This window comes from Acetobacter malorum (genome assembly GCF_001580615.1).
Taxonomy (GTDB): Bacteria; Pseudomonadota; Alphaproteobacteria; order Acetobacterales; family Acetobacteraceae; genus Acetobacter; species Acetobacter malorum.
The window spans coordinates 72641-96181 of record NZ_LHZC01000046.1; the positions used below are offsets into that span (position 1 = coordinate 72641).

Consider the following 23541-nt stretch of genomic DNA (forward strand, 5'->3'; position numbering starts at 1 on the left):
CGTAATGTCACTGCTTCATGAAACCGACGGAGGGTGGGAAATCGCTTAGAATTTGAGCGCGATCTTCCCTCTCACACCACTTTCTTCGTATTTACTGCCGTACTGACCGACATAGGACAGATTGACGTTCATCCGGTCAGTCAGGTCCAGTTTCACCCCGGCACTGACCACAGCCGCATCCTTGGCGATGACCGCACCTGCCGTATCGAAATCACCACCCCCAACAGCAAAGCGCTGATGAACGGTCTGAGTGACAGAGCCGAACGCGTGGCGATAACCGGCGCTCAGGGCGGGCACGAGAGTATACCGTCCTACGGCCAGGGACGTTGAGGCCCGCGTGCCGAAGGTGGAGTAGGTGATCCCCGTGTCGATACCGCGCCCGGACAAGTTGGCTACGCCAGCCCCATGCTCATGATACCCGTTGGTGTGAGTGTTGACGTAGGCAACATTGGCAAATGGCTCGACGCGGGTAAGCTTTCCGAAGCGAAAGCGATAGGCGAGGTCGCCGAAGGCCTGCGCGGTGCCCCCCAGATAATGACTATTGAGGCCCTGTCCGGAAACATTGCGCTTGGCAGACAGCATGTCCCAACCATAGAAGGCACCCGTCTTGAAGTAGATGTTCTTCCAGCGTAGGCGCCGACGGTAACATCATTGGTGTTGGCCGAAGAGCCGACCGCACCTGCCTTGAGGCTGGAGTGCCCGTAGCTGACAAGACCGCCTGCGCGCCAGTCGCGAAAGATCTTCCTGTCAGCCCCGATCACGAACCCGGTGACTTCACGAGACATGCCCGCGGCATTGCCATCGCTATGATTGTTGCCCCATGCGCCATAAGCCTGCCCCCACAGGGTCATTCCTGTCTGTGAGCAATGTCCGGAGCCGGGGGCTACAGACACAGAGCTATGGCTGACACCGCCGATGCAGTCGGCCGTATCAAGGCGGTCAAGAGCTGCATTGCGAACGTAAAAGGCGTTTTCAATCATCGCCGTTCGGGCAGAAGCGTGGATCTCCCCGGAAAGGGCGTTATAGGCGTGCGCCGCCTGCGTCTTGCCCATTTCCTGGACAGCAGCGACAACCCCTCCGCCACTCATTCTGTCGAGAGCGGAAGCAACGCTGCGCTGGTTCCGCGTGCCTGCGACAGAAGCAAAGGTGTTCCCGTTGCGCGTCATTTCCAGATAGGCTGCGTTCTCTGCATACTGCACTTCTGGAGAGAGGAAATAATAGGGGTTGCTCAATGGCATGGAGACTGTCGAGAACCGGCCATAAACCCCTCCGGACGCCTCCAGGAGCTGGTAATGGGTGTTGACGCTCAGAGGCGGCGCTCCGTTCACGGAAAGGGATACAGAGCTTCCATCGATATGAGCAGCCCCCTGAACCATAACACCACTGGTGGCACTGTTCGCTCCGATCGCGACTTTGTAGTCAGCCCCGCTCGCCAGTGTCAGATCACCCTTGACGGTCAGCCCATTACCAAGGCCGTGGGAAGCTGTGTCCAGTTCACCGCCAGATGCGACGTAGGCTGACCCGACTTCACCATTGCCGGCCAGAGCAGCACCTGCGGAGACGGTTACTGCGGACTGAGCGATGGAGCCTGTGACATCCAGGCTTCCGCTTTCGACCAGAGTAGGGCCGGTGTAGGTGTTGTCACCCGACATAGTAAGCGCGCCGCTGCCGTCCTTGATAAAGCGTCCTGTACCGGCCACCGCGTTCGAGAAATTGGCGTCGTCGTTTTGGGCAATGCGGAGTGAGGCGTCGTTGACAATCGTGAGGCCGGAGAAGTTTTTGGCTGCCCCGGTCAGCGTTCCGTCTGCGATCCTGATCGTACTGTTGGCGAGTGTGTCGCCAGTCAGCGTGACGTCACCCGTTCCGCGCTTAATGAATGTGCCTGATCCTGACAGATCGCCGGCGAGGCTGCCATCAACGTTCTGGTCGATAACGACAGTGCCATTGTTCTGTATCGCGCCAGAGGCCAGATTTAGGGTTGTTCCTGTCAAGACGCCGCTATCGATGATCATCCGGCCGGTCATGCCACTTGCACCGTTCAGCGTGAGATTGCCGGTTCCTTCCTTCACGAAATCTCCACCCCCGGAGACCGGGCCGCCCAGCGTCGCGTCCACATTCTGGTCAACCACAACTTTTGCGTTGTCGATGATCTGTGCCGTGCCGAAAGATCCTGCAGAGCCGGTCAGTGTGCCAGCATTGACCATTATCTTGCCGGACAGTGTGCTGTCGTCGCCCAGGGTCAGATTCCCAGCCCCTTCCTTGACGAAGTCACCTGATCCGGCCAGTACGTTCCCAAGCGTTCCATCTACAGCCTGATCAGCCACAACCGTTGCATTGTCGACAATCTGGCCTGTGCCAAAAGCCCCGGCACTCCCGGTCAGCGTGCCACTACTTACCAAAACCTGACCGGTAAGGTCATTGTCCCCAGCAAGCGTAAGGTTGCCGGTTCCCTGTTTGATAAAGTCTCCCGCGCCAGAGAGTGCATTGTTGAACGTCGCATCGGTGTTCTGAGTAACCACGACCTTCGCATTGTCGATAATCTGCGCCGTGCCAAACGCTCCGGCACTGCCGGTCAGCGCGCCCTCATTGACCAGAAAACGACCGGACAGGCCATTGCCGTTGTCATCCGTGAGCAATCTCATTCGACCAGTCAGGTCATAGCTGACGGAGAGCGTAAGATTTCCCGCTCCTTCCTTCACGAAATCGCCTGTTCCGGAAAGAGCACCGGCCAGCGTTCCATCGGTGTTCTGAGTAACCACGACCTTCGCATCGTCGATAACCTGCGCCGTGCCGAAAGATCCTGCGGAGCCGGTCAGTGTGCCGGTATTGACCTGAATAGTTCCTGAGAGAGTGTTATCGTCACCAAGCGTAAGATTGCCGGCTCCTTCCTTCACGAGAAGGCCTGTCCCGGACACCACGCCACCCAGCTTGCCGTCCACAGTCTGATTGAGCGTGATTTTGGCATCGTCTTCAATCTTCGCCGTGCCAAATGAACTTGCGCTCCCGGTCAGCGCACCCTCATTGACCAGGAAGCGTCCGGAAAGGTCATTGCTATCCGCGAGCGTAAGATTTCCTGCCCCTTCCTTGATAACGTCGCCGGACCCACTCAACGCATTGGAGAGTGTGTTATCCTGATCCTGTTTGATGATAAGGGTGCCGTCGTCAGCAATAGCCCCATTGCTGAAGCTGTCTGCCTTACCCACCACCGTGGCGCCCGCGTCAACCTGGGTGCCGCCCGCATAGGTGTTGGTGCCGGTCAGAGTGATGCTGCCGGTGCCGGAAATCTCCAGTTTGCCGCTATTCTCGATATCCGATCCGACCGTGATGTCGTCCCCCGTGGCCAGATTCAGTGTCCCATCTGTGATCAGTTTGCCCGTTACAGTGGACCCGGAATGTATCGTGAGGTTGAGGAGGGACTGAGAATCAACGTAGACCGCATTGTAGTCGCCATTGAGGGTGCCGTAGTTGTCGAGATTGACGACGGTTCTGGTGTCGGTGCTGGTGCCCACGACAACGGCGTTATTTCCGGTCACTGTCCCATAATTTACCACATCAGACACAGAGAACAGGCCCAGGCCATGATCATCGCCGTGGATCAGGCCGTAGTTCGTAATGACGTAGCTGGCCGTGGCGGTGCAGCATGCAGTAATGCCGGCAGAAGCGGAGGTGATGACTGCACCCACGCCATTATAAACCATACCCCCGCCGCTTAAAGCCAGACCTTCGGATACATTCCAGCGACCATCGCTTTTTTGCCCGGCCGCGCCCGTCGCCTGGATTGTCCCGTAGTTCGTGACGGTAGCCTTGTCGTCGATGTCTACCCCATCGCCGTCACCAGTACCTGATCCGTCATAAGCGCCGGTAATCGTCCCGTAATTTAAGACGGTGCCGGTCCCATCCGATCCGACCCCCGACCCATTACGTCCGGTAATGGTCCCTCCGGCCTCGTTCACGACGTTCACGTCCACGCTGGAGGTAATGCCGTGCCGTGCTCCGGAAATGATACCGCCAGACTGATTGTCGACTGTCCCGGCGTAGCTTTGGAAATCGATCCCGTCGTGACTGTTGCCCGGATCCCCGTAAGAGAAGATGCTGCCAGCGTTTATGACGGTTGCATTCGATCCGGGTCTGACACCATCGGCATCGTCAGCGACGATTTTTCCTGTTGCTGTGTTGATAATGGTGGACTTTGAAGATGCGCTCACATCGTCCAGATCAATGCCTTGCCCGCCATCCGTGCTTTCCAGAGATCCACTGTTCGTGATTGTTATGGAGCCGGAGGGGGCAGTCGTCGCCTCGCCATGGATAGGATCATCTTTTGACGTAACAGAGGCCCCCTCCTGAATGGAGATGCCAAGGCCATTCGGCTGCGTTATCGTGATGGCCTTCTTTTTCCCGGTATCGACTGTGGCGCCGCTTTGCACGGAAAGCTGGTCGTCTCCGGAGACAGAAATGGCTGACGTCTTGTTCCCGGTTACCGTAATCCCCTCCGCGCGGGCGGCGATGGGGAATGAGGTTATTGCAGAGCACAAAAGAAGGATTTTGAGCTTAGGCTTTGGTCTTGATATGTACAAAAACTTTCCCTCACGTTTTTGGGTGACATACGTGCCGAAGAGAACGGAGGGATAGCCACTCTAAGGCAAGGGGTGGGTCATCACCTCTTACTGGCGACCTGCGTGTCCCGACCTACCTGCCATAGTATGAACAAATCCTTACAGCAAGATTTGATGAAATTTTTTTACCTTGTCAGAACTATGATATTAAAGGACAGGCCTCTAATGCCCTCTTTGGCCGGCTTGATCTTTTTGTTCCAAGGATAATTTTCCGTGTAACCATAACGAGCGATAGCTACCCCATCTTAGACAACCCCTGAAGCTCAGATAAAGGAAAGCGAAATTCCCCGCATGATTACTGTTTTGGAACCCTCGGCCCAGATGTCACTCAATTTCCATAACGTGGCGGCCGCCATTGAAGGCGTCGCCGAAAGCAAGTTTCGTGACAAATCAGAGCTAAGCAGCACAATCACAGTTGAGCGTATTGGTCGGCTGGAATTACTCCTCGTCGAAAATGCCACGAAGCACGTAGATCCGGAGTTTGCCTGGTCAGCCCTGTGGTGCGTGCGCTCAGCGGGGCATGTCTTCCACGCTCAAGATCGATGGGAAAAACCGACGACCCAAAGCGCTGTCGTGATGACGCCGGGACTCATATATCTGTTCGATAGCCGGAAGCCTCACTGGACAACCAACGGAGCCTCTGTTCTGGTATGTGCTGGTGAGGAATTTAACGAAAGGGTGGGGGTTGATACGGTGCACCAGGCGTTCGACCAGAAGCTGCAAAGCTTACATGGGAACTGGCCGAGGATCTTGGAGGGTCGGAAGGATCGCGCGAAATCAATCCCTCATTAGATGCGTCGGAGATTGTTGGATGAGTCATCTCGGCATTGTGGTCGAGCATTATCCTCAGCTTAAGTTTTTATGCTGGAACCGTACAGACAAGCAGATCTCCCGCCTGGACGCATTCTCCTTGTATGACAGGAACTGGCGACACGTCGACGCCTCAGCCCTGGATGATCTCGAAAAGAGGCTGATTCGAGAGTTGTACAATGAGCACGGGGGAGGCATCAGTCCGGTCTGATGCCTCTCAGCTCAAAGAGCCAGAGAGAAGAATTTACCGTCCGTTCAGGCCTGCTTGGGGATGATGGAATAATTGTCAGGGAAATTGATCAAGGCTCCATTAGCATGCCGGTCAATCACCTCCTGAGGGATGCGAATTCCTTCACATCCAGTGAGTTCGATGATCCCGCTTTCGACGTGCAGATCCTTAGGCAATTCAGTCAGGCTCGTGCATCCATCCAGATATAATCCATCGCCGACCTTGAGACCCTCACCGATCAATTCCAGTCCGGAGCAACCGCTGAGTATGAGCCGGCCAGGGATATACATGTTGTCTGGAAATGATTTCAGAGAAGTACATCGCCGCATAGATAAGCGATCACCTACGACCAGATCTGGCGCGATTGTCCTGAGGTTCGGACAATCGTCAACATTGAGATCAAACGGAACATTTACTGCACTCGGAATCTCCACCAGCCCCTTCTCACCGCTATAGTTGACATTCATGTTTACATTGCAGGCAAAAGTGAAGGTTTCCATCTGGGACCCGCAGTTAAATTGTCCGGTAGACCTAGTTAGCAAGGTTAGGCATGCCCACCAAGAAATAAGGATAATGTTTCTTGCATGCCTCTGATCTACCCTTATCAGACAGGGGCTGAAGAAGTCTGCATCTGAGAGGGAAAAAACTGATGACCATGAACTTCAAATGGGACGTCGATTCAGACAATATCAGAGAATTCAGTAACTTGCTGGGTTTCAGGCAACTGAGCCAGGATGATGTTTCTCTTATCTCACCAGATCTTCTGGAAATGGAGATCGTCCACTGGACAATGACAGGCAAGGCCCCCGAGCGGGTGGCTCTGAGTCATGGGGTCGCTTTCGATTTCGATGGAAACACAGCTTTGGATGAAGGCGGGCCAATCGCGACGCGTGCGACCAGAGTGAAAAACTACATTGATACAGTTGTCGCCGAAGAAGTGAATGATGAGAACGGGATAATCTTGACGCGTGTGACCACGGTGAGAGACTACATTGAGTCCGTACTTGGCCTCAATATCCCTGATCCACCATCGACAGCCCCAGAACCCTCATGATCAACCTGATGTCGCCCTCTCAGGCCTCTCCATTTGTAGAGGCCTGCCACACATCAACCACCTGCCGGGGTAGGTGCCAGTCCGATCTGAAGTGGGGGGTATCGCCAGACAGATTATCGTTCATCCTTTGCAGCGCTCATGGCAGAGGGCCGTGATCTTCATTACTGAAGTCCATTGCATCATCAACCTCCTCTTGAGGGGTTGGTCCATCCCTGTCAGCAACGATAGGCAGTCGCGCGCCATCTGCACGAAAAAGGGGAGCGACCTGCCACTGTTCGAGTTTTTCTCTGAAAAACGGTAGGGATCTCTCACAAGAGGATATGGACTGCATGAGGGAGTATGCACGCTCTTTCTCAGCAGCCTCCCACCTGGGATGGTCTCTCGTTATTTCGACGTGAGGGAAGGGTGCGTGTCGAGTTTCTGGCACAGAAAGGACTGTCCAGCCTGGACGGCCGCTCAACCGGTGCCGGGCATCTGATAAAGCCTTCTCCAGCAACTTGATCTCGTAAGAGACCCCTTCAGGAGACCGCTCGTATGGCGAGAAGTCTATCCCATGGCAACTCGCGCTCTGCCCTCCGGCATAGGGCCGCACATACCCATGGTGTGCCATCCGCCCGGAAGGCATTACCGCCTGATTGCTGAAGCAGCACGGGCACGTTCCACGAATTTGATGAGGGTTCGACGGAGGTGGCGCAGGCCTTGGCACTCGACCTTTCACGACCACCTTACCCAAATTTTGCACTGCAATGGCCATCTCACTGAGCTCAGACTCAAATGACTGGATAGCCTCGAAAGCTGGGCCTGACGCACCTCGCGCGCGCGCCGTATCGATTTTCTTTCTTAAGAACCGGACTTCGTTTAAGCTCGACAGAGTGATGTCATCGTAGAGCTGGTTCGTCGCGTGATCGCATTGCTTGTATTTCCCAGCATAAAAGAACGGCTCGCCGGCGGTCGCAGCCCATGCGCGGGAAACAGCCTGGTTGAGAACGCTTTTCGCTTCCTTGTAATCTGTATTCCTGATCGAACCGTTTTCTTTGGCTTCGAGAACCACCCTCAGTGCCTCTTCAAGCCTCCTCGCGCCGTTACCTCCGGCACCAGCGCCATATCGCATCAAAATCGGGAATTCTGCTGCACTCATCGCAATGCTCTTCATGGAACAATCTACCTTGGATCTACCTGGTGCGTTCCGAGGCTCAAAGGGTTAGGCCTGGCAGATCATTCTCAGGCTCGGGAGCCTGTAGAGTAGGGACGATGGCATTTTCCAGCCAGCTCGGAATGTCCTGGTGGATATGATACTCACCCGGATCGCTACCAATGTCTGACAGGATGATTGAGGCCGGCTTTTCTCCGCATTTACGCAGGCAGGGGGTAGATCCGTCCAGAAAGGCTACGGTCGCGACCCACTCGTAATCATGATCGTCCCCTAATGCGGATTGAATGACCTTGTGGCAGCCTGCTGAAGCCAGGTCGCTCCATGGCGCTTTAGAGTATCGATGGCAGAAGTCGCTCTCAATCCCATCCGCTGCATCGCAGGATATAACCGCGTCGAAGTCGCAGGCCCGCAGGAGTTCGCCTAAGATCATCTCGCGCTGACTAGCAAACATGTCGAGAGGTAAGGCGTCGAGATCATCGTGTAGCACGCGAAGCCATGTGGCTCCCTTTGCCTGCCCACCATAGTAGAAATTGCTTCCACATAGATCCAGGAATGCCTGTGGTTTCAACAACCCTCGGGAGCGCAGATGCTCAGCGATGGTCTCAATATGCTCCTCCGAGATCGGACAGTTGTGACGCCCCTCAGACCAACGTCCGTCCAGAATAGACGTGCTGTCCTCTCCATGACCGGAGAAGCGATACACGGCACCATCAGGGCCTGCGTACAGAGCCGCCACACCAGGATCTGGGGTGGTGAAGAATGATTTCAGGCGCGCGCCGGGCTTCCCTGTAACTTTGAAGCCGTCGTCAAACAGGCCTTTGTGCGGGGAGCCGTGGTAGAGAAACATGATCTGACGCCTCTATCAACAGGCCGGCCCAGGCTCTGTGCCGCCAGGCTCGGAAATCGTGATTTGGGAACCGCGAAGGTCAATGTGCTCGCCCATTCTGTCGAGCAGACGCGGTGAAACGGTAAGGCCCTCACACTTCCGGGCAATAATTTCGGAGGCGCTGACATCATCACCCAATTCGAGGCCGCGAGTATCGCTGACGTCCAACTCCCCATCGACGGTCATGGGTGAGGGAAGGGTTTGCAGGCCGGTACAGCCCATAAGTCTGAGGTGACCATTCACGTGATGCCAGGGTATAGCGGTCAATGCATGGCAGACGGTGATGCTAACGCTCCTGGCGACCTGAACAGTATCCGGGATGCTTGCAAGGTTTCCACACAGCGCGATCCACAGAGAATTGGCTTTCAGAGTGTTGCTGACCTCATGAAGTCGAGGGCAAAAAACCACTCTGAGCATTCCATGGATGTTTGCGTCGCCTATTTTTTTCAGTGCCGGACAGTCTGTTAAGCTGACACCCTCTTTGACGATCAGCCCATCCGGGGTCTCGACAAGATTAGAGCAGTCGTCCAGAAAAAGTTGCCCGTCAACGGTCATATCTCTGGGGAGGGTACGGATACCGCTCTGTCCACTGAAGTCCACGCTGCCGTTGGCCAAAAAGGCGGAGGGAAATGCCTCCCTCAGTTCGGCAATAGTCTTGAAATCTTTGGCCTGCATTTCACTCACACCCTTCTCATATGCCTATCATCGCCCCCGGACCGTTAGCCGGGACCTGGAGCCGGCTCCTCTGCGATGGACGGGGCGGTGACAGTGTATTCAGACCCATCCAGATCTATGTTGCCCTGCATCCGTTCGATCAGACCTTCAGAGACGGTAAGCCCTTCGCATCGGCGAGCAAAAATCAGTGGAGAAGTTACGTCATCACGCAGTTCCAGCCCCCGCGTGCCGCTAATATCAAGGCATCCCGCTACCGAGAATGGAGAGGGCAGATCACTCAGGGATGTGCAGCCCACAGCACTGAAGGTACCTCTGACAGTTTCCCAAGGTCCCAAGGCACCTCCTTAAGCTCCGGACAGAATGACAAACTTACACTCCGTTCCACCCGTACTGTGGGTGGGATGTGAGACAAACTTGCGCAATAAATAATCAGTAGTTCGCCTGACTTCAGATCCGGGCTTATTTCATGCAGGCGTCCGCATGCCGTCACTTGAAAGCTGCCTGTGACTTCTGCCTTCCCGATTTTTTCGAGAGAGTGGCAACCGCTGATACATGCCCATCCTTTAACCTTCAGTCCGTCAGGGGTCTCAATGAGGTCAGGACAATCATCAAGGATCAGATGTCGTTCGACCGTCATATCTCTGGGAATCGTGCGAATGCCCCGCTTTCTGCTCAGGTCAACGGTACCGTCAGCCAAGAATGCGGAGGGAAATGCCTCCCTTAACTCTGCAACAGTCTTGAAATCCCTGGCTTGCATTTCACTCGTGCCTCTCGTGTTTTCTCGGGAAAGTATGGGAGGCAGTGATGCAAGCTACAAATTATTGCGTTGGGGCGCGACCTATTCCACTCCAATCCCACTCCAATCCACCCCTCCGCACTGTGGCGGTGTTGAAAAGGTTTCTGCTGCACGCAGCTTATCAAGATGACTGCCCAATCCGTCATGCGGGACCAGGAGAGAACTCTTCAGTCGGAGGTGCCGTGAGAGTGTATTCGGAGCCAGTCAGATCTATGTCGCCAGACAGTCGCGCAACAAGGCCCTCTGAGACTTTGAGATCTTTACACCGCCGAGCAATTATCCGACCGCATATCACGTCGTCACGCAATTCTAAGCCATGTGTGCTGCTGATATCTATGAAGCTTTCTACAGAGAACTGAGAGGGAAGGTCGTTCAGTCCGGTGCATCCTACCGCGTTGAAATAGCCCTTGATCTCTTCCCATGGAACGGCGTTAAGCCCGGTACAATACGACAAGCTGACGCTTCCCCTCACTCTTACTGCGGGAGAGATGTATTCCAGATTGGCGCAATGGAATAATATGAGTCCGCCGACCGCGACGTCTGGACTGATCTCATCCAAACTGTCGCATCTTGCTATGGAAAGATCCTGCCGGACGTTTGCTTGTCCTATCCTTACGAGAGAATTGCAGCGGCCTCCACGCATTGAACCCATAACTTCCAGGCCGTCTGGCGTTTCAAGAAGGTCTGAGCATCCGTCAAATCTCAGATCCCCCTCCACAATCATATTACGGGGGAGGGTGCGAATACCGCTCTGTCCGGAAAGGTTTAGCGTACCGTCAACCATGAATGCGGAGGGAAATGCATCCCTAAGTTCGGCAACAGTCTCGAAATCTCTGGCCTGCATTTCAGTCACCTTTTCTTCATATCATCAGAAGAATGTTGAGAGCGGGCGTGATATATCTGCGAGCAGGGCCGTAAGATTGAGCGTCAGAAATCATCATCAATCTCAGTTGGTTTCCCTGAAATACGGGAAGGGAAGATCGCATTGATTTCTTTGCCCCGCTCGAAACGCGTAATGGCCGTTGGAGGGCCTCCGAATACATCCAGCCCAACCATATGAGCCGCCTCAAGGACGTGCCCTATAGCCACAGTAGGTTTCCCACCTTCAATGGCGACGATTGTCAGTCTGGAACAACCAGTTCGGGAGGCAAGCTCTGCCTGAGTCCACCCCTTTTTCTTGCGGCCTACTTTAATCTCCATGGCCAGCGCGCCGACACCATGTCTCGTTGTTCGCGTCAAATGGTCAAAACCTCGCTTCTCTTTTTGCACTCATGTCTCCTATGGCATACCTAAATCGTGTTTGGGTATGCCATAGCAGACTTTCAGGAGATCGGCGAGGATATGGGGAAAGGGTGATTTAGACGGGGGAGGGGCCGTCCATTTCTTCGGTCCACTCGGCGGCGCTTTCCATATCCATCAGCAGAGCGTCAGTCATCAGGCCGGGAACATCCAAATCGACCTGCGGGTATTCTCCATAGGCGTAGGAGCGAATGACGGCGCAAAGGCAAGGGAGTTGCTCAAACTCGCGAACAAGCTCTTCCTGATCAATCCCGGACAGTTCGGAGTCAGCAACACCAATGAGCTTTTCATACAGCTTATTGGCAGAGTCTTTGATGTCGCCCGCAATGCGCAGGCGATCTTGCAGTTCTGCTTTTCGCTCTGTCTCATTGCTGGCCGAAATCGGAGGCAGCCCCTCATAGCCTGAAACTGCGATCCCAACAGCATCAGGAGTCATCCCTCCAATGGTGGGGCGTTTATTCGCCGGTAAGCCATCGGCACTACCTGATAGATAGGCCAGGCTGATAATGTGGCCGTCAGCATTATCATGGCCTTTGCAGAGCGCGGCGAAATCTTTGCAAGCGATCCGTTTTGCATCGTTTACAAGCTCGCGAGCTTCTTGCTCCAGCGCGACAAGATGTGGGTTCAGTTGGTTGTCAGACATGCTCGGACTTCCTCTTTTCCAGTGACAAGAGGCTACCTGGTCCAGATGCAAGATACTATTCCAGAGATACCTTCACAGTTGAGGGTATTAGCAATTGGAGCTATCAATGGCGAAGGTTGCAGTGATGCGCCGCTGCCAGAGCTCACGCTGAAAGGCGTGAGCTACTGTGTTCTTCTGCGATCAACAAGGCGGCATGAGAGCACAAAAAAACCAAACCGTGCATATTGCAGAGGGCTTGGCCATGTTGGTTTTGAGGGCATGGGAAACCATATTCCCAGCCAGCACTGGAGCATACACATCAAGAGTGGTTTTCTTCCGTGAGGTGCCTCCAGTCGCCGCTTGATGCCTTAGATCCCGCTGAAGGCTCTTCGATATGGAACTCAGACGTCAGCGAGCCATCCGCGCAGTTGTTTCCGGTGGAAGCCAATCCCCGGACCATCTGTCTCAGCGATATCAGAACCTGCCTGAATTACCCTCCGCATAACCTCTCTGTAGGCCTGGCCGCCCGCGAGCAGGATCTTATGGGCTTTCCCCGTCGCATCCCGGAATGCGTTATGGTTCGACGTTGGCAGGCGAACAAGCTCCTGACCGCGCTTGGTAGTCAGCAACTGCTCATAGGAGGAGATGGGAAGATCGGCGCGATGAAACCCATATTTGGCAGACAGAAACCAGATATCCAGTCGGTCTTTCTGCTCGGCGGTTAAATCGGAAAGGGCATTACGCAGAGTGCGCCACATAGGCCCATCATACCGGTCGATCGCGAGCATCCTGCCAGCGTTATCTTTCTTTGTTGCTGAGCAGGCAAGGACAAGCATATGCGTCTTCAAATTTGAAGTTTTTCCCATGAAAATGAGAACCTTATATCTGTCGTTTGATGTTGAATTATTATAATTCCCTTTTATATGAATGTAAAATTAAAAACAAGTATCAGACAGGGGCGGGAGGAAACGGGCAAACCCCTGCAAAACTGTCCTTTGCATCGGCCCGCCATTACCCTGACCTTTAACGATTAAACTGTGCCAGAAAGGACAGTGTCTTGAAGATCACCTTCTCACCGATACAGCATGCGATTGATCTCATCGATCAGATTGCCGCAGATCCATCCGACCCAAGGCACGCCGCTGCCACGGCCGTCATGAAAGAAATGGAAGAAGCCATTGCTCCTCCCGCTCTTACCGCGGCTGTAGGAGGTAACGATGAACTTGAGGTAGACAGTGGCACCTTTATGAGCCACACCGACGAGGGCGCATGGGTGCAAACGTGGACGTGGGTTCCGCGTGATCGTGTGCCAGAGCTTTACCCAGATGATGGCGAACCAGAGCCTTCTGATGAAGAAAGCCCTGAACCTTAATCTCACGCGAATTGCAGCAGTAAGGCGGCCTGGACGCCACTATCACCTTGATTACAAGAGAGGTGGCGTCAGGCGGTCCATTAAGGTGCGGGGGGTTCCGCTTCTGTTGAGGTTGAGGCGGGGACGAAGTCGGGGAAATCCCGCTGCAGCAAGACCGCGACCTCAGGATCATTGACAGATGCGGCCTTGAGTTCATCCAGCTTGTCGCCCCGAGCACGAGCGGCTAAAGCTTCAGGTTCCGCAACACACTCTTTTATCGCCTGGGCTGCAGCCTCACGCGACGAAAAGAGATATGGCGTTCTCGTGCCATCCGGGGCTTCCTCTCCCCAAACAGCAATCATCTGCCCATCGGATGAAAGGGGGCAGATGACGAATTGCTCGTCGACTTCCGACAAATTGGTGGGGATGGGCATTTTGGTCCTCGTGGTGGCAGTTTCTGGCAAGATTGCCTTGCACGAGGGAGTGTAAACAATATCCCTTGCAACGGACAGTTCTCGGGCTAGAGCGCAACCAGCGCCCGACCCGAACGTCTCCGTCGATGGTTCATGTGGCGGCGACTGGGCCACCACATTTTACCTTCATAGCGTCGGCTGATCCTCAGCGGAGATGCTGGGCGCATCTTGCGCAAGGTCCGGGAATTCTTCGAGAAGCATCGCAGCAATTATTGGATCGGTTGAGTCCAGGACTTTGAAGTCATCCGCGTCAAATGCCGAGGTTAAATTGCCAGCTAAGTGTTCAATTTTTGAATCGGTGACCACTTCATTGATCTCAGCTTGAGCCTCTGCTTCTGAATCGAACCTCTGAGGCATATACCGACCATCATTTTGATCCTCACCCCAGACCCCAACAATTCTATCATGAAGAGAGACATTTCCGACGACGTATCGACCTTCAGGTTGATTGGACATTCTTAACTCCGGATTTGCTTCAAGCGATGCCCGTTAAGCTTGCATATGGACACGCAAGGAACAATTCCACGCATCGAGAGGAATTGGCTATCGTGGCGGCAACTGGGCCGCCACATTTTAACCTCATGGTGTCGGCTGTTCTTCAGGGGAGACACTGGGTGCGTCTTGCACAAGATCAGGGAACGCCTCATCAAGCATAGTCGCTATTACTGGGTCAGAAGCATCCACAACCGTGAAATCATCAATCGAAGAGGGGGAGGCCATATCGCCGCGGCGGTAGGCTTCCATCGTCTTGTCTGCCATCTCGCGTATCGCAGCGTTGGCTTCATTTTCAGAATCAAACCGTCTTGGTAAATGGCGACCGTCATCAAGATCTTCGCCCCAAAAGCCGGTAACAGTGTCATCGCAAGAAAGGGAGCCTACGGCATATCTCCCGTTAGTTTGCTGGCTCATCACATTGCCTCTCAATGATTAGTGTGCAGCTTAACGTAGCGCTCGCGCATGGAAAGGAGGAATGCTTTATGACCTATGGCTGCGACCAAATTACAAAGAAGATCAACGAGACCTGGGATGCTGTCGAGCGCGCCGAGCGGCAAGCAGCACCTGAAAGCGTATAACTATACGGCTGATCGACTGAGGTCGTCCGTTAGGTAAGCGCCGGAGGTCAGGCGGGAAAGGTAAAGACCGGTTTTCCCGGCCTCTACATGGTCAAGACGTGATAACTGCCATTATCACGTCTTACAAATAGCGGCAAAAGTCCTTCCTAATGGCCAAAACTGACCTTGGCGGTTTTTTATGTATAGTTATACGGCCAGGCCATTGGTCGCTTGCATGGCGATGTGCTGCAATGGGTGCCCAAACATCCAATCCTCGGAGGACCTCCGCTATGAGCATTACACCCGCGGCTCATCAATCCAGCATAGGCACGGAGACGGGCTTTTCTCGATTTAGCCTCTCAGAACGACTTGTCCTGACGGCTATTCAAGCCGCATCAAGCCGCCTTGAAGAAGTTCTGAGTAACCTGGACTCCCCAAATCTTGATGGTCCGGAGCCTTACCTCACTGATGACGATTTGGAATGCCTCGAAGATCAGGGATACACCATTGATGGATTGGTTCGCATGCCCATCACTGATGGTTACCTCCTGCGCCAACTGGCGCTGAGCGAAGACACCGAACTTCCAAAGCCGCTGAAAGATGCCATTTTGGCCGTTTTCCCTGACGAAAGAGCATTTTGTGTGACCGGGTCTGTCGCGATGTCTCCGGAAGCGTTTAATGCCATCGTGGCTCATGCCCCCAAGGATCTTACTTTCGACTACAGCTACGCCGCGCCGGAGCTGAGAGTGGAAGCACCGGAAGATAGTCCGTCTCCTTAAAGTCTGCGAGCAATCGACCCCAACCACTCCTACTATCAGAAAGCCAAATCTCATGACGCAACACTATTCAGTTCAGCTAAGCATCTTCGTGGGGGCCGACAATGAAGCAGAGGCATGCGATGCATTAGCCGAAGGCCTGCGCGAAGTCGCGCCCGACTGGGGGTATCTGGAGTATGGTGAGCCAAAACCGTGCCATACGTCCGCAGGCCAGCATGTCGCCCGCATAGCCGTTTTGGTCCCCGGCGATAACGAACGCGAATGCCTTCAGCACCTCAATGAAATGCTGGAGCCTGTCGCGATTTCCTGGGCTGTGTCGCCAGATGGCCCTTCAGTGTCGGAATACGATCCGACCTGCCCCAGCTACGATGAGGGCGATTTCCTCGCCTCATTCAGAGAGCCAAACCCGGAGGATCTACACATCCTGATGCAGGCTCCGGGGGAATGAGCTGCCCGAGCGGCCGGACAACAAGCCGATCGCTCGTAGCAAGCCTTAGCAATTCACATCGGCTCAATTACGGCGCTGGGGATTCAGATATTTTTGGCTCTGGCGCCATATCGCTAACAAGCGACTGAATGGAGAGCAGAGAGAACGCATTACTGTGCGGCGATAAAATGGCAGAGAATTCCTGGCCCGACAAAGTCCTCTCAACGATCTGTCCGTCAGAAAATTCTATGGACACCTCCATTTCTCCGCGGACCCCCCGTTCAATCGAAAAGCTGGATATTCCCAACTCCTCGGCTTGAGGACTTGGAGCGATTGCAGCGCTATATCGAATGCTGCTCACCCCATCAGTGGGGTGCGGAATATCCAGCCCGTATACCCCCCAATGTGCCACGCTTCTGACCTCTTTATGGCCTGTGCGCACGATTTCAACGTTGGCAGGAAATTTCGCCAGTTCCTTATCTGTCGGATACATCGCGCGGACACTTCTCATTAGATGATCGCCGCACGGGTCCAGAAAAAATGATGCTCCGATGCCAAAATCCTGCAGGAGAGATATGGAAAGACCTGTCGAATAGACGCAAAGGTCTTTCTCTCGTCTTATCAACTCCACGCCTGTCGCAAGCATGGCCTCGCGAATATTCTCAACACCTTCTACAGAAAGAGTATCTTTGAGATTTTTAGAGATGTCCGGACTGGCCACTGGAGACGCTCCTGCTTCTTGGGTAAGATTCTTCATTCTTCAAAGATATTAACCTAGAAGCATGCAAGGAACGCGGCTGGAATCCGCGCACTATGGCACGGGTGAACCTGGCTCGTCTGCCGATGGGACATCATGTTCGATAGCGGCGGGTGGTGTTGTGATCGCCTCGGCTTCCGGCCGGATATCGATCCATCGCGCACCAGCAGAATACATCGCCATCAGTTCGCCGAGCGTGTAAACGTCATTGCCCATGACGCCTTTAACGCCAGGTCTCACAGACAACTCAACCGTAACAGGCTCTCCGGTGACCGAGCAGTAGATCGGTCTGCCGTCTTCTCGCTCATATAGCGACAGCCGCCCCTCCTCATCTATGCGTGTGTATGCGCCGACCGCCAAAAGAGAGAATATTGATCGTGAGAAAGGTGTGGGCTGCCAGGCTCTCAAGCCTGGCTCAATCATCTCCTGAGTTGAGGACACCCACTTTCTGCCCATCTTCCAGCGACCCGGCTCCGCCTGCGTGTTTGGAAGAAACCGTCCGCCCTTGTAGAAATGCCCGTTAACCCCGATTGTCCCGCCCACAGGCGCTCGGACACCACTGTTTTTGTTCATGAATTAGCCTCTCCCCTCGGGCTGGAGAACGCGCTTCACGACATCAAGAGCGATCAAGGATTGTGGGATGATGTAGCCTCGGATGCCGGACTTTCGTCGAGCGACCATTCTGGGCCGCATTCAGCTTTCGCGTAATCAAACAACTGCTCTTCAAGATCTGAAAGTGAAGTCGTTTCATTCGTGATGGTCTCTTCGTTTCCGATGAGCAGGTTATAACGACCATCTCCAAGCACTTCGATGTAGAAGGAATCATCATAAACCAGGAATTTTTGTTCCGGTTTATCATCCCACATCATATCCCCGACAAGTTTCCCGAACTCCCGGTTCGTCATCTCTTTGCGGGAATTTACAAATTCTTCATAGGTCATTTCAGTCATCCTTTCTAAGCGTTGTGATTGGGGGTTTATTGCGCCCCTTTAAGATGGCGAGTGCTCTTGGAGGTATTCTTGAGGGCTCTTCCGCTCCAGCGCAATATCCGGAAGAACTTCCTCAAAGAGCCTTGCCAGCCGATCCTGAAGAGAATTGTCAGCAATCTCGCGCGCATCCATCAGATCGTTTTCATCATTGAGCGGGCGAAATCCAGCACATGCGGCGTGTTCATTTTCGTTGAACCGCATAATGAACTGAGCGGGAGGTAGAGGACCATCGAAGTCCCAAAGCTGCCCATCCTTCAATACTGCAGCATGTTCAGCGAAGCCATTCTGTCGGATCAAGACGACCAGGTCGCCCCCGATAACCGATTGCAGTGCGCCGGCCACCAGGAGGCATCCGCCATCGAACGGGCCGCAGCCTGCGGCAATGTCGAGATCGGAGTGAAACCTATCCCGGATAGAGGATAGCCGCTCTTGCCAGTCGGGAATAAGAGCATCCTGCTTTGGCTGCTCCCAGACTTGCTTCTGGGAAAGGTGAAAGACGTATCCAAACGTAGTGCCAATGTGAGGCTTAATCTTGTCCGGAACCGGGCGTTGCACCCCTCTTCCGTCGAAAGCCTTCCGCTCCAACACCGCTCCATCTTTGCTAAATTTCACATCGAACTTCAGCCTGGAGATGTCTTCGTTAACTGTGAGGCCAGTCACCTTGTAGGCACCATCCTCATAAACGGCACGGCACACCGATCTGTCTATGTTATCAGTCACTGTATACAACCCTGTTGACCTTCCGAAGAAGGTATTTAGACGGTCAGCCGGAGCGAAACCATTGCTCCTCCGACCGAGTCAATTAGACTGAAGGCGCTTCCGGATCGTGCGTCGGCTCTGGCATCTTCGGCGAGAACGGCAGTGCCAGAAGCTCGGGCATCTTGTTGGCGATGATGTTGCGTAGACCGGTCAGAGCCATAAGACCATCCTTATCCTCGGTCATCGGGCTGATATCACCATCAGCAAGGCTGAGCGTTGTCTTAAGGCACCATTCCAGGCTGCCTGGATCAAACTCTTTACCTGGCTCCATATCCACCTGCAGAGGGGTTGGCAGAGAGAAGTCCTCTTGGATGCGTCTGATGGCATCACCATTATCAGCGAACCAGCTTTCAACATTCTCAATAGCAAATGCCTGCATCCTCTGACGCTCATCAAGTGAGCTATCGCCTGTGGCGTCAAAATCGTTTTGGAATGTGGCATGAGAGGTTGCGATATCAAGGCAATATCCAAGATTCATGTTTTTCGCTCCAGGGAGTGCGCTTCGTCGGGAAAGTCTGCTTATGAAAACAAAAATACACCAGCCGCCTGCAAGGGACATCTCGCAAGGAGTAGACAGGCCGCATTCACTGCGTTAGTCGACCACCACATTCAGCGCTTCAGCACCACCCTTTGATCCCCTCGATGCATAGTCTTCATAATGACCATCAGACCCGCTGATGACCATTTGTGACAACTTATGAGGCACATCTTTGGGCGACCCTCGGCGAATAGATGCGGAACCCCCACTTTCTGAGATCGGCGCCCTCCCCCTCAGATGCTATTCCTATCCGTGTCTCCGCTACTTCATGATGGAAGAACATGTGGCTCAGTGCAGTCATCCGTTAGCAGTCGAAAATGATGATTCCTATGACGGACACGCTCTCGCTCTATTAGAGACTCTGCCAGATCGATCCAGTTCAATCGAGGACGGATCTAACAATCCGTCGACAGCACTTCCCCGGCCGGCCTGACTGTGGCAAGGCTCCAAGGGGCGGTCACTTAACGTCTCCAATTACGGTCAAGAAGCTTTTTGGTATCCAGGCCTGGCCTGTGGGAAGGTGATAGCCACCGAAATTTGGCAATGGTTTACCGAAGTCGACGATAACCTCTGCCCCGCCCTCATCCCAAACCACTTTTCCCTTTGATCCAGCAGAAAGAACTTCCCCACCCAGTGTCGAGGACAGCGGAGAGTTCGTTTCCACCTCCCTACCTGGGCAATAGGCCACTGACTGCCAAGCTTTAGATGTCATTATCGCTGCTCGGAAAGAGAATTCCAAACTTAGATTTGATAACTAAAAAGCAGCAACTAGAAAAACCAAGAAGGATAACGCCAAAGGCGCGAAGATGTCCTTCCACGTCAGGCCTGAACACCCCCCGATCTGCACCGGCAAAGGATAGGCCCAACAGTAGAGTTAAAATTACGATTAGGGAGAAACTAATAGGAAAGACAAAGAAAAATGCGAATGATCGGAAAAGATTTTTAACCTGGACAGTTGATATCTGCCTCACGCGAAAAACTCCTTCTAAATTGAAAAATATCAATCAAAACCTAGCATAACGCTTGTTATTGAGCAATTCATACTCTCATATGTTAGGGATTCACTGCAAGGATACATTTGGTCAAAATTCAGAACTGGTATTGCCCCGTCTTGAAAGAACGAAGAGAAAATAAGTTTTTGACGTCTCTTAATCTTTACCGGCCTGGGCTTTCCCGCAATTCTTATCCCGCCGAAAGTCTGGATCAGGTTGGGGGCATGCTTGCTGCAGCCTGCCAGTTTGATCTAACTCATGGCTCATACGGCTATCCGATCTCGCAACCAGAAGAGATAGCGCACCTCCTAAGATGAGATTGACGAATGAAAGGAGCCGCCGCCATGGCGATGCTTTTTGAAAAAGAACAACTACCGCGAAGAACTCCATTAAGGCGAATGCATGTAGTGGATGCCGGCAACATGCCGGGAGGGGGTAAAGCGATACGCTTTAAGTGCAGTCGCTGCGGGCATGATACGGGCTGGATAGTCGATGAAAGCTCCATTAGCGAAAACAAACGCGGTCGCCCCTGCCCTGCATGCAATTAAGACCGCGTGGACGGAGGGATTGGTTGTGTCTCGCCAGAAAAAGGAGCTGATACAGCGCTGGGCGAAGCGTAGCCCCGCCCGCGTGCCACATGCGGTTTGATGGCCTTGGCGGCCACTACTGCGTCCTAAAGGTTTACATAGCCCACTTCATACTGAGAGCTGGCAGAGCCGCATCCGCGCTCAGGAAGCTTGTCAGGGGCACCCGAAAAAAACCGTGGATACCACTATGGCGAAGGCATATCGGATTGAGGTGGCTCAGCATCTGAAAGTCCAGTTGGACAATAATTACCTGTGAATGAGTAGGTCTTTAGAGGAAAAAGTGTCGAGAGAACTTTTTCGCATCTGCTAGTCGTAATGCTCGAAAGCTTTTCCATCCACTCTGGATTGAGGCCTTCTTTAATGGTTTTTTCCGCCACGGCCGGCGCTTTCTCTCGAATGTCACAAATTACTTTTTCCAGCCATTCTGCCCCCTCCGCTGGAAAGAACCCTGCCCGGTCACACGCAGTGCGCCAGTGCCTCTCATGGATTTGGGAGAATACATATTTCCCGCCAACAGACATGGACATTGTCCCCTTGTTCCATGACGCTTCCGGGTATGGAGCGAATGTATTCACGTCGTATAGCGGAGCAAGCGCGGCCGCTGGACGTTCAGCGCCAGGAAGAACAAAAACAGAATAGTTTTTCGCGTGGGCGTCAGTTCCCATCAACACCCAGTTCGTAACCATGGCTTGCATGAAGGTTTCACGATCCGCATCCGCGCGGACCGACCGGCTCAGAACTTCCCCACAAATCTCCGTTGCGCCGGGTCCGCCGTCGGACTGATATTTCCGCGATGGAGGCACACTTAAGGCCTGGCACATATCCTCGACATGAACGCGGCTAACCTCCTCATTGCCAGCGCTTAACCGATCAAATCTCTCGACGCATATAACGGTTTCAAGCCCGAACTCTAAAACTTCACTCCTAGCGGCTGAAAGCCCTGTTGCCCGGCACAATCGAAGACAGAAGTGCTCGCCCTCAACCTGGCCGGGCATGTCAGTGATAGGAGGTTTCATAATGTGCGTGGTTGGCTCCCTTCCGTATGGAATGCCCCAAGAGCCATCTCCAAGACGCCTCAAGGCAGTCTTTTTCTGGGCACCAGCGAGGCTAAATCTTCCCTGAGAACTTCCTGGGAAGCGGCCAGCGACGGCCCGTCCTAAGCGAACCTCACGGATCATCTTTTCAACTTCAGCATCGGAAACAGGATCTATGCCGCCTGCATTTAAAACCGCATCTAAACGCTCTACTCGCACAACCTGTACTGCTCCTGCGCAATCCTCGCCGATCTTCTCCAGCATGCGCAGGGGATTTCTGGTGCTGCAGGCTTTCATACCGCCAGAGGTGTCTCTCGCAATAGCCTCCAGATCAAGCCTGTTCTCTGGCAGCAGGTTTTCCAGCCAGTTCTGGACACATCCCCCTCCGTAAGCCTCTGTACGAGGAGGCATAGACAGAGAGATTGCCAGCCCCGCCCGAACACCTTCTGAAGACATATCGTAGTGAATTCTGGGAGTCCCCCCACGATCGGAAGCACGTGCGCAACGCTTCCCCGCTACAAGGATGTGTAATTCAGTCACCGCATTGCCCCCGCTGCATAAACCTTCTGACAAATATGTAACACACATTGAACATTGCTGTAGTGTTCATTTTAAGTTACATCTGCAAGAAGTTCATTTTAGGTTACATGTACCAGCGCGCAAAGGTGGCTAATATGCAGGTGAAAACAGCATTTGAAGTCGGCATCAGCATCCGCAATGCCAGACAAGCCATGGGCTGGACACAATCAGAACTCGCCCAAAGAATGGGTGTCACAAGACAATGGGTTATCCGCACAGAAAAAGGTAATGACGCGGCGGAGCTGGCACTCATCATGAAAGCATTCGCAATGCTGAATGTCGGAGTGATGGTAACGCCGAGGTGGCAAATTAACCACAACCAAAATCCCCCGGTACAATCAAACTTTGACGAATTTACCAATGACATCCTGCGCAAGATAGATAGCCTGAAGGAATAGAATTTTAAGAGTTTCTGGCCTGTCATGGCAGAGAGAGAAATCTCTAAAATCTTGCATGGGTGAGAGTTATCTTGCGTTCAGTCCGGAAGATGCCTCTCGAACTTATGGAGATTGAAATTGCCTAACACTCTCACGGCAATAGCCGATGACACATTATCTGAATATTATGACGGCCTTACGGTATCGGGGTGTGACCCACAACTAAAGCGAGACAATGAAAGCAAAGCTCTGTTTGGTATCCGACTGATTCTGTTGTGTGTCCAGCACAGGTATTTCCAAACCCTCGACGAATGCGGCCAGTCGCCGTGCCCCCCGGCAGCGTTGGATGACGATATGGAATGGCTTTCTGAGACGCCATGTCGCCTCGAACCTGCTGAAGCTATGCTTTTTCATCTTTACGGAGTGGCAGGATCCGACCTGACCGGCCTAAGTCAAGAACTGACGTCAACGTTCCATCAGGTGTTCGGAGATCCGAGTGCGCTGGAAGGTGGTGCAGTAAGAATGACGGAAGAGGCTTTCGATTTGCTGTGTCATGCTGCAGGGCTGAGTGAAGAATTGTCCCTGAACCCGGACAGATGGCCAAGCCGAGAACATGCTCCCTCCGCCCAGACCTGGGATCCGGAACCTTAATTTATCGAATAGAGGCTCCACTGAAACAGCAACCGCCATAGGTTGAGTGGAGCCTCACGAAT

General features: G+C 53.5%; 27 protein-coding genes and 1 pseudogene. 8 read left to right on the forward strand and 20 right to left on the reverse strand.

Annotated features, from left to right (window positions below):
* Positions 1 to 45 precede the first annotated feature (45 nt).
* Complete coding sequence (locus tag AD930_RS18420) at positions 46 to 582, reverse strand: autotransporter outer membrane beta-barrel domain-containing protein (RefSeq protein ID WP_082781736.1); 537 nt, start codon at positions 580 to 582, stop codon at positions 46 to 48.
* Positions 583 to 686: 104 nt separating this feature from the next.
* Positions 687 to 3698: pseudogene (locus tag AD930_RS06570) on the reverse strand (autotransporter-associated beta strand repeat-containing protein); the annotation flags it as partial.
* Between the two features lie 1206 nt (positions 3699 to 4904).
* On the opposite strand from AD930_RS06570, the gene AD930_RS06575 reads away from it, so the two are divergent.
* Entirely contained in the window at positions 4905 to 5405 is a 501-nt protein-coding gene (locus AD930_RS06575; RefSeq protein WP_061505586.1) for a hypothetical protein, read from the forward strand.
* 273 nt (positions 5406 to 5678) lie between these two features.
* Here AD930_RS06575 and AD930_RS06585 read toward each other — a convergent pair whose 3' ends face one another.
* Positions 5679 to 6152, reverse strand: coding sequence for a hypothetical protein (locus AD930_RS06585; RefSeq protein WP_061505588.1), 474 nt, complete (start codon positions 6150 to 6152; stop codon positions 5679 to 5681).
* A 149-nt stretch (positions 6153 to 6301) separates the two neighbouring features.
* Between AD930_RS06585 and AD930_RS06590 the strand changes: the two genes are divergently transcribed.
* Positions 6302 to 6706, forward strand: a complete 405-nt coding sequence (locus AD930_RS06590) for a hypothetical protein (protein WP_061505589.1) — start codon at positions 6302 to 6304, stop codon at positions 6704 to 6706.
* 136 nt (positions 6707 to 6842) lie between these two features.
* Here the strand turns inward: AD930_RS06590 and AD930_RS06595 are convergent, their stop codons facing one another.
* The 7 genes from AD930_RS06595 to AD930_RS06630 form a co-directional block, all read right to left on the reverse strand.
* Positions 6843 to 7859, reverse strand: a complete 1017-nt coding sequence (locus AD930_RS06595; protein WP_156476895.1) for a hypothetical protein — start codon at positions 7857 to 7859, stop codon at positions 6843 to 6845.
* A gap of 40 nt (positions 7860 to 7899) precedes the next feature.
* A complete protein-coding gene (locus AD930_RS06600) occupies positions 7900 to 8706 on the reverse strand; it encodes a hypothetical protein (RefSeq protein ID WP_061505591.1) in 807 nt (268 codons plus the stop codon).
* A 15-nt stretch (positions 8707 to 8721) separates the two neighbouring features.
* Complete coding sequence (locus AD930_RS06605; protein ID WP_061505592.1) at positions 8722 to 9420, reverse strand: hypothetical protein; 699 nt, start codon at positions 9418 to 9420, stop codon at positions 8722 to 8724.
* Between the two features lie 44 nt (positions 9421 to 9464).
* Complete coding sequence (locus AD930_RS06610) at positions 9465 to 9755, reverse strand: hypothetical protein (RefSeq protein ID WP_156476896.1); 291 nt, start codon at positions 9753 to 9755, stop codon at positions 9465 to 9467.
* Positions 9756 to 10358: 603 nt separating this feature from the next.
* Entirely contained in the window at positions 10359 to 11060 is a 702-nt protein-coding gene (locus AD930_RS06620) for a hypothetical protein (RefSeq protein WP_061505595.1), read from the reverse strand.
* Between the two features lie 83 nt (positions 11061 to 11143).
* Positions 11144 to 11485: a helix-turn-helix domain-containing protein gene (locus AD930_RS06625; protein WP_061505596.1), complete on the reverse strand. Its 342-nt coding sequence runs from the start codon at positions 11483 to 11485 to the stop codon at positions 11144 to 11146.
* Between the two features lie 88 nt (positions 11486 to 11573).
* Complete coding sequence (locus AD930_RS06630; RefSeq protein WP_061505597.1) at positions 11574 to 12158, reverse strand: hypothetical protein; 585 nt, start codon at positions 12156 to 12158, stop codon at positions 11574 to 11576.
* 45 nt (positions 12159 to 12203) lie between these two features.
* On the opposite strand from AD930_RS06630, the gene AD930_RS17735 reads away from it, so the two are divergent.
* Complete coding sequence (locus AD930_RS17735; protein ID WP_156476897.1) at positions 12204 to 12479, forward strand: hypothetical protein; 276 nt, start codon at positions 12204 to 12206, stop codon at positions 12477 to 12479.
* A gap of 59 nt (positions 12480 to 12538) precedes the next feature.
* On the opposite strand, the gene AD930_RS06635 is transcribed toward AD930_RS17735, so the two are convergent.
* Complete coding sequence (locus AD930_RS06635; RefSeq protein ID WP_156476898.1) at positions 12539 to 12925, reverse strand: hypothetical protein; 387 nt, start codon at positions 12923 to 12925, stop codon at positions 12539 to 12541.
* A 269-nt stretch (positions 12926 to 13194) separates the two neighbouring features.
* Between AD930_RS06635 and AD930_RS06640 the strand changes: the two genes are divergently transcribed.
* Positions 13195 to 13509 carry a hypothetical protein gene (locus tag AD930_RS06640; RefSeq protein ID WP_061505599.1) on the forward strand — a complete coding sequence of 105 codons (315 nt, stop codon included), beginning with the start codon at positions 13195 to 13197 and terminating at the stop codon, positions 13507 to 13509.
* An 80-nt stretch (positions 13510 to 13589) separates the two neighbouring features.
* Here the strand turns inward: AD930_RS06640 and AD930_RS06645 are convergent, their stop codons facing one another.
* From AD930_RS06645 to AD930_RS17740, 3 genes are all read right to left on the reverse strand, one after another.
* The gene (locus AD930_RS06645; RefSeq protein ID WP_061505600.1) at positions 13590 to 13922 is read right to left on the reverse strand and encodes a hypothetical protein; all 333 of its coding nucleotides are present in this window, start codon (positions 13920 to 13922) and stop codon (positions 13590 to 13592) included.
* Positions 13923 to 14087: 165 nt separating this feature from the next.
* Entirely contained in the window at positions 14088 to 14417 is a 330-nt protein-coding gene (locus AD930_RS06650; RefSeq protein WP_061505601.1) for a hypothetical protein, read from the reverse strand.
* A 123-nt stretch (positions 14418 to 14540) separates the two neighbouring features.
* Positions 14541 to 14870 carry a hypothetical protein gene (locus tag AD930_RS17740; protein ID WP_156476899.1) on the reverse strand — a complete coding sequence of 110 codons (330 nt, stop codon included), beginning with the start codon at positions 14868 to 14870 and terminating at the stop codon, positions 14541 to 14543.
* 433 nt (positions 14871 to 15303) lie between these two features.
* Here AD930_RS17740 and AD930_RS06660 point away from each other — a divergent pair, with 433 nt between their 5' ends.
* Together AD930_RS06660 and AD930_RS06665 are read left to right on the forward strand one after the other, a co-directional pair.
* Positions 15304 to 15792 carry a hypothetical protein gene (locus tag AD930_RS06660; protein ID WP_061505603.1) on the forward strand — a complete coding sequence of 163 codons (489 nt, stop codon included), beginning with the start codon at positions 15304 to 15306 and terminating at the stop codon, positions 15790 to 15792.
* Between the two features lie 52 nt (positions 15793 to 15844).
* Positions 15845 to 16237, forward strand: coding sequence for a hypothetical protein (locus AD930_RS06665; RefSeq protein ID WP_061505604.1), 393 nt, complete (start codon positions 15845 to 15847; stop codon positions 16235 to 16237).
* Between the two features lie 67 nt (positions 16238 to 16304).
* On the opposite strand, the gene AD930_RS06670 is transcribed toward AD930_RS06665, so the two are convergent.
* The 6 genes from AD930_RS06670 to AD930_RS06695 form a co-directional block, all read right to left on the reverse strand.
* Positions 16305 to 16973 (reverse strand): hypothetical protein, encoded by a 669-nt coding sequence (locus AD930_RS06670; protein WP_167375147.1) that lies wholly within the window; start codon positions 16971 to 16973, stop codon positions 16305 to 16307.
* 54 nt (positions 16974 to 17027) lie between these two features.
* Positions 17028 to 17546 carry a hypothetical protein gene (locus AD930_RS06675; protein WP_061505606.1) on the reverse strand — a complete coding sequence of 173 codons (519 nt, stop codon included), beginning with the start codon at positions 17544 to 17546 and terminating at the stop codon, positions 17028 to 17030.
* Positions 17547 to 17599: 53 nt separating this feature from the next.
* Positions 17600 to 17914: a hypothetical protein gene (locus AD930_RS06680; RefSeq protein WP_061505607.1), complete on the reverse strand. Its 315-nt coding sequence runs from the start codon at positions 17912 to 17914 to the stop codon at positions 17600 to 17602.
* A gap of 48 nt (positions 17915 to 17962) precedes the next feature.
* Entirely contained in the window at positions 17963 to 18682 is a 720-nt protein-coding gene (locus AD930_RS06685) for a hypothetical protein (RefSeq protein ID WP_061505608.1), read from the reverse strand.
* Between the two features lie 82 nt (positions 18683 to 18764).
* The gene (locus AD930_RS06690) at positions 18765 to 19199 is read right to left on the reverse strand and encodes a hypothetical protein (RefSeq protein WP_061505609.1); all 435 of its coding nucleotides are present in this window, start codon (positions 19197 to 19199) and stop codon (positions 18765 to 18767) included.
* A 1824-nt stretch (positions 19200 to 21023) separates the two neighbouring features.
* Positions 21024 to 22460, reverse strand: a complete 1437-nt coding sequence (locus AD930_RS06695; RefSeq protein ID WP_244150516.1) for a type II toxin-antitoxin system HipA family toxin — start codon at positions 22458 to 22460, stop codon at positions 21024 to 21026.
* An 86-nt stretch (positions 22461 to 22546) separates the two neighbouring features.
* On the opposite strand from AD930_RS06695, the gene AD930_RS06700 reads away from it, so the two are divergent.
* Both AD930_RS06700 and AD930_RS17745 read left to right on the forward strand, forming a co-directional pair.
* Complete coding sequence (locus AD930_RS06700) at positions 22547 to 22849, forward strand: helix-turn-helix domain-containing protein (RefSeq protein ID WP_167375148.1); 303 nt, start codon at positions 22547 to 22549, stop codon at positions 22847 to 22849.
* Between the two features lie 117 nt (positions 22850 to 22966).
* A complete protein-coding gene (locus tag AD930_RS17745) occupies positions 22967 to 23479 on the forward strand; it encodes a hypothetical protein (protein ID WP_156476901.1) in 513 nt (170 codons plus the stop codon).
* The last annotated feature ends 62 nt before the right edge of the window (positions 23480 to 23541 follow it).

Excerpts from the sequence above, each read along its gene's own strand:
- AD930_RS06595 (WP_156476895.1), bottom strand. The coding sequence starts at position 7,859 with ATGAAGAGCATTGCGATGAGTGCAGCAGAATTCCCGATTTTGATGCGA.
- AD930_RS06635 (WP_156476898.1), bottom strand. The coding sequence starts at position 12,925 with ATGCTCGCGATCGACCGGTATGATGGGCCTATGTGGCGCACTCTGCGT.
- AD930_RS06585 (WP_061505588.1), bottom strand. The coding sequence starts at position 6,152 with ATGGAAACCTTCACTTTTGCCTGCAATGTAAACATGAATGTCAACTAT.
- AD930_RS17740 (WP_156476899.1), bottom strand. The coding sequence starts at position 14,870 with ATGAGCCAGCAAACTAACGGGAGATATGCCGTAGGCTCCCTTTCTTGC.
- AD930_RS06690 (WP_061505609.1), bottom strand. The coding sequence starts at position 19,199 with ATGAATCTTGGATATTGCCTTGATATCGCAACCTCTCATGCCACATTC.
- AD930_RS17735 (WP_156476897.1), top strand. The coding sequence starts at position 12,204 with ATGCAAGATACTATTCCAGAGATACCTTCACAGTTGAGGGTATTAGCA.
- AD930_RS18420 (WP_082781736.1), bottom strand. The coding sequence starts at position 582 with ATGCTGTCTGCCAAGCGCAATGTTTCCGGACAGGGCCTCAATAGTCAT.
- AD930_RS06630 (WP_061505597.1), bottom strand. The coding sequence starts at position 12,158 with ATGTCTGACAACCAACTGAACCCACATCTTGTCGCGCTGGAGCAAGAA.
- AD930_RS06695 (WP_244150516.1), bottom strand. The coding sequence starts at position 22,460 with ATGTGTGTTACATATTTGTCAGAAGGTTTATGCAGCGGGGGCAATGCG.
- AD930_RS06645 (WP_061505600.1), bottom strand. The coding sequence starts at position 13,922 with ATGCCCATCCCCACCAATTTGTCGGAAGTCGACGAGCAATTCGTCATC.
- AD930_RS06600 (WP_061505591.1), bottom strand. The coding sequence starts at position 8,706 with ATGTTTCTCTACCACGGCTCCCCGCACAAAGGCCTGTTTGACGACGGC.
- AD930_RS06650 (WP_061505601.1), bottom strand. The coding sequence starts at position 14,417 with ATGTCCAATCAACCTGAAGGTCGATACGTCGTCGGAAATGTCTCTCTT.
- AD930_RS06605 (WP_061505592.1), bottom strand. The coding sequence starts at position 9,420 with ATGCAGGCCAAAGATTTCAAGACTATTGCCGAACTGAGGGAGGCATTT.
- AD930_RS06575 (WP_061505586.1), top strand. The coding sequence starts at position 4,905 with ATGATTACTGTTTTGGAACCCTCGGCCCAGATGTCACTCAATTTCCAT.
- AD930_RS06665 (WP_061505604.1), top strand. The coding sequence starts at position 15,845 with ATGACGCAACACTATTCAGTTCAGCTAAGCATCTTCGTGGGGGCCGAC.
- AD930_RS06675 (WP_061505606.1), bottom strand. The coding sequence starts at position 17,546 with ATGAACAAAAACAGTGGTGTCCGAGCGCCTGTGGGCGGGACAATCGGG.
- AD930_RS06670 (WP_167375147.1), bottom strand. The coding sequence starts at position 16,973 with ATGAAGAATCTTACCCAAGAAGCAGGAGCGTCTCCAGTGGCCAGTCCG.
- AD930_RS06680 (WP_061505607.1), bottom strand. The coding sequence starts at position 17,914 with ATGACCTATGAAGAATTTGTAAATTCCCGCAAAGAGATGACGAACCGG.
- AD930_RS06620 (WP_061505595.1), bottom strand. The coding sequence starts at position 11,060 with ATGCAGGCCAGAGATTTCGAGACTGTTGCCGAACTTAGGGATGCATTT.
- AD930_RS06660 (WP_061505603.1), top strand. The coding sequence starts at position 15,304 with ATGAGCATTACACCCGCGGCTCATCAATCCAGCATAGGCACGGAGACG.
- AD930_RS06700 (WP_167375148.1), top strand. The coding sequence starts at position 22,547 with ATGCAGGTGAAAACAGCATTTGAAGTCGGCATCAGCATCCGCAATGCC.
- AD930_RS06590 (WP_061505589.1), top strand. The coding sequence starts at position 6,302 with ATGACCATGAACTTCAAATGGGACGTCGATTCAGACAATATCAGAGAA.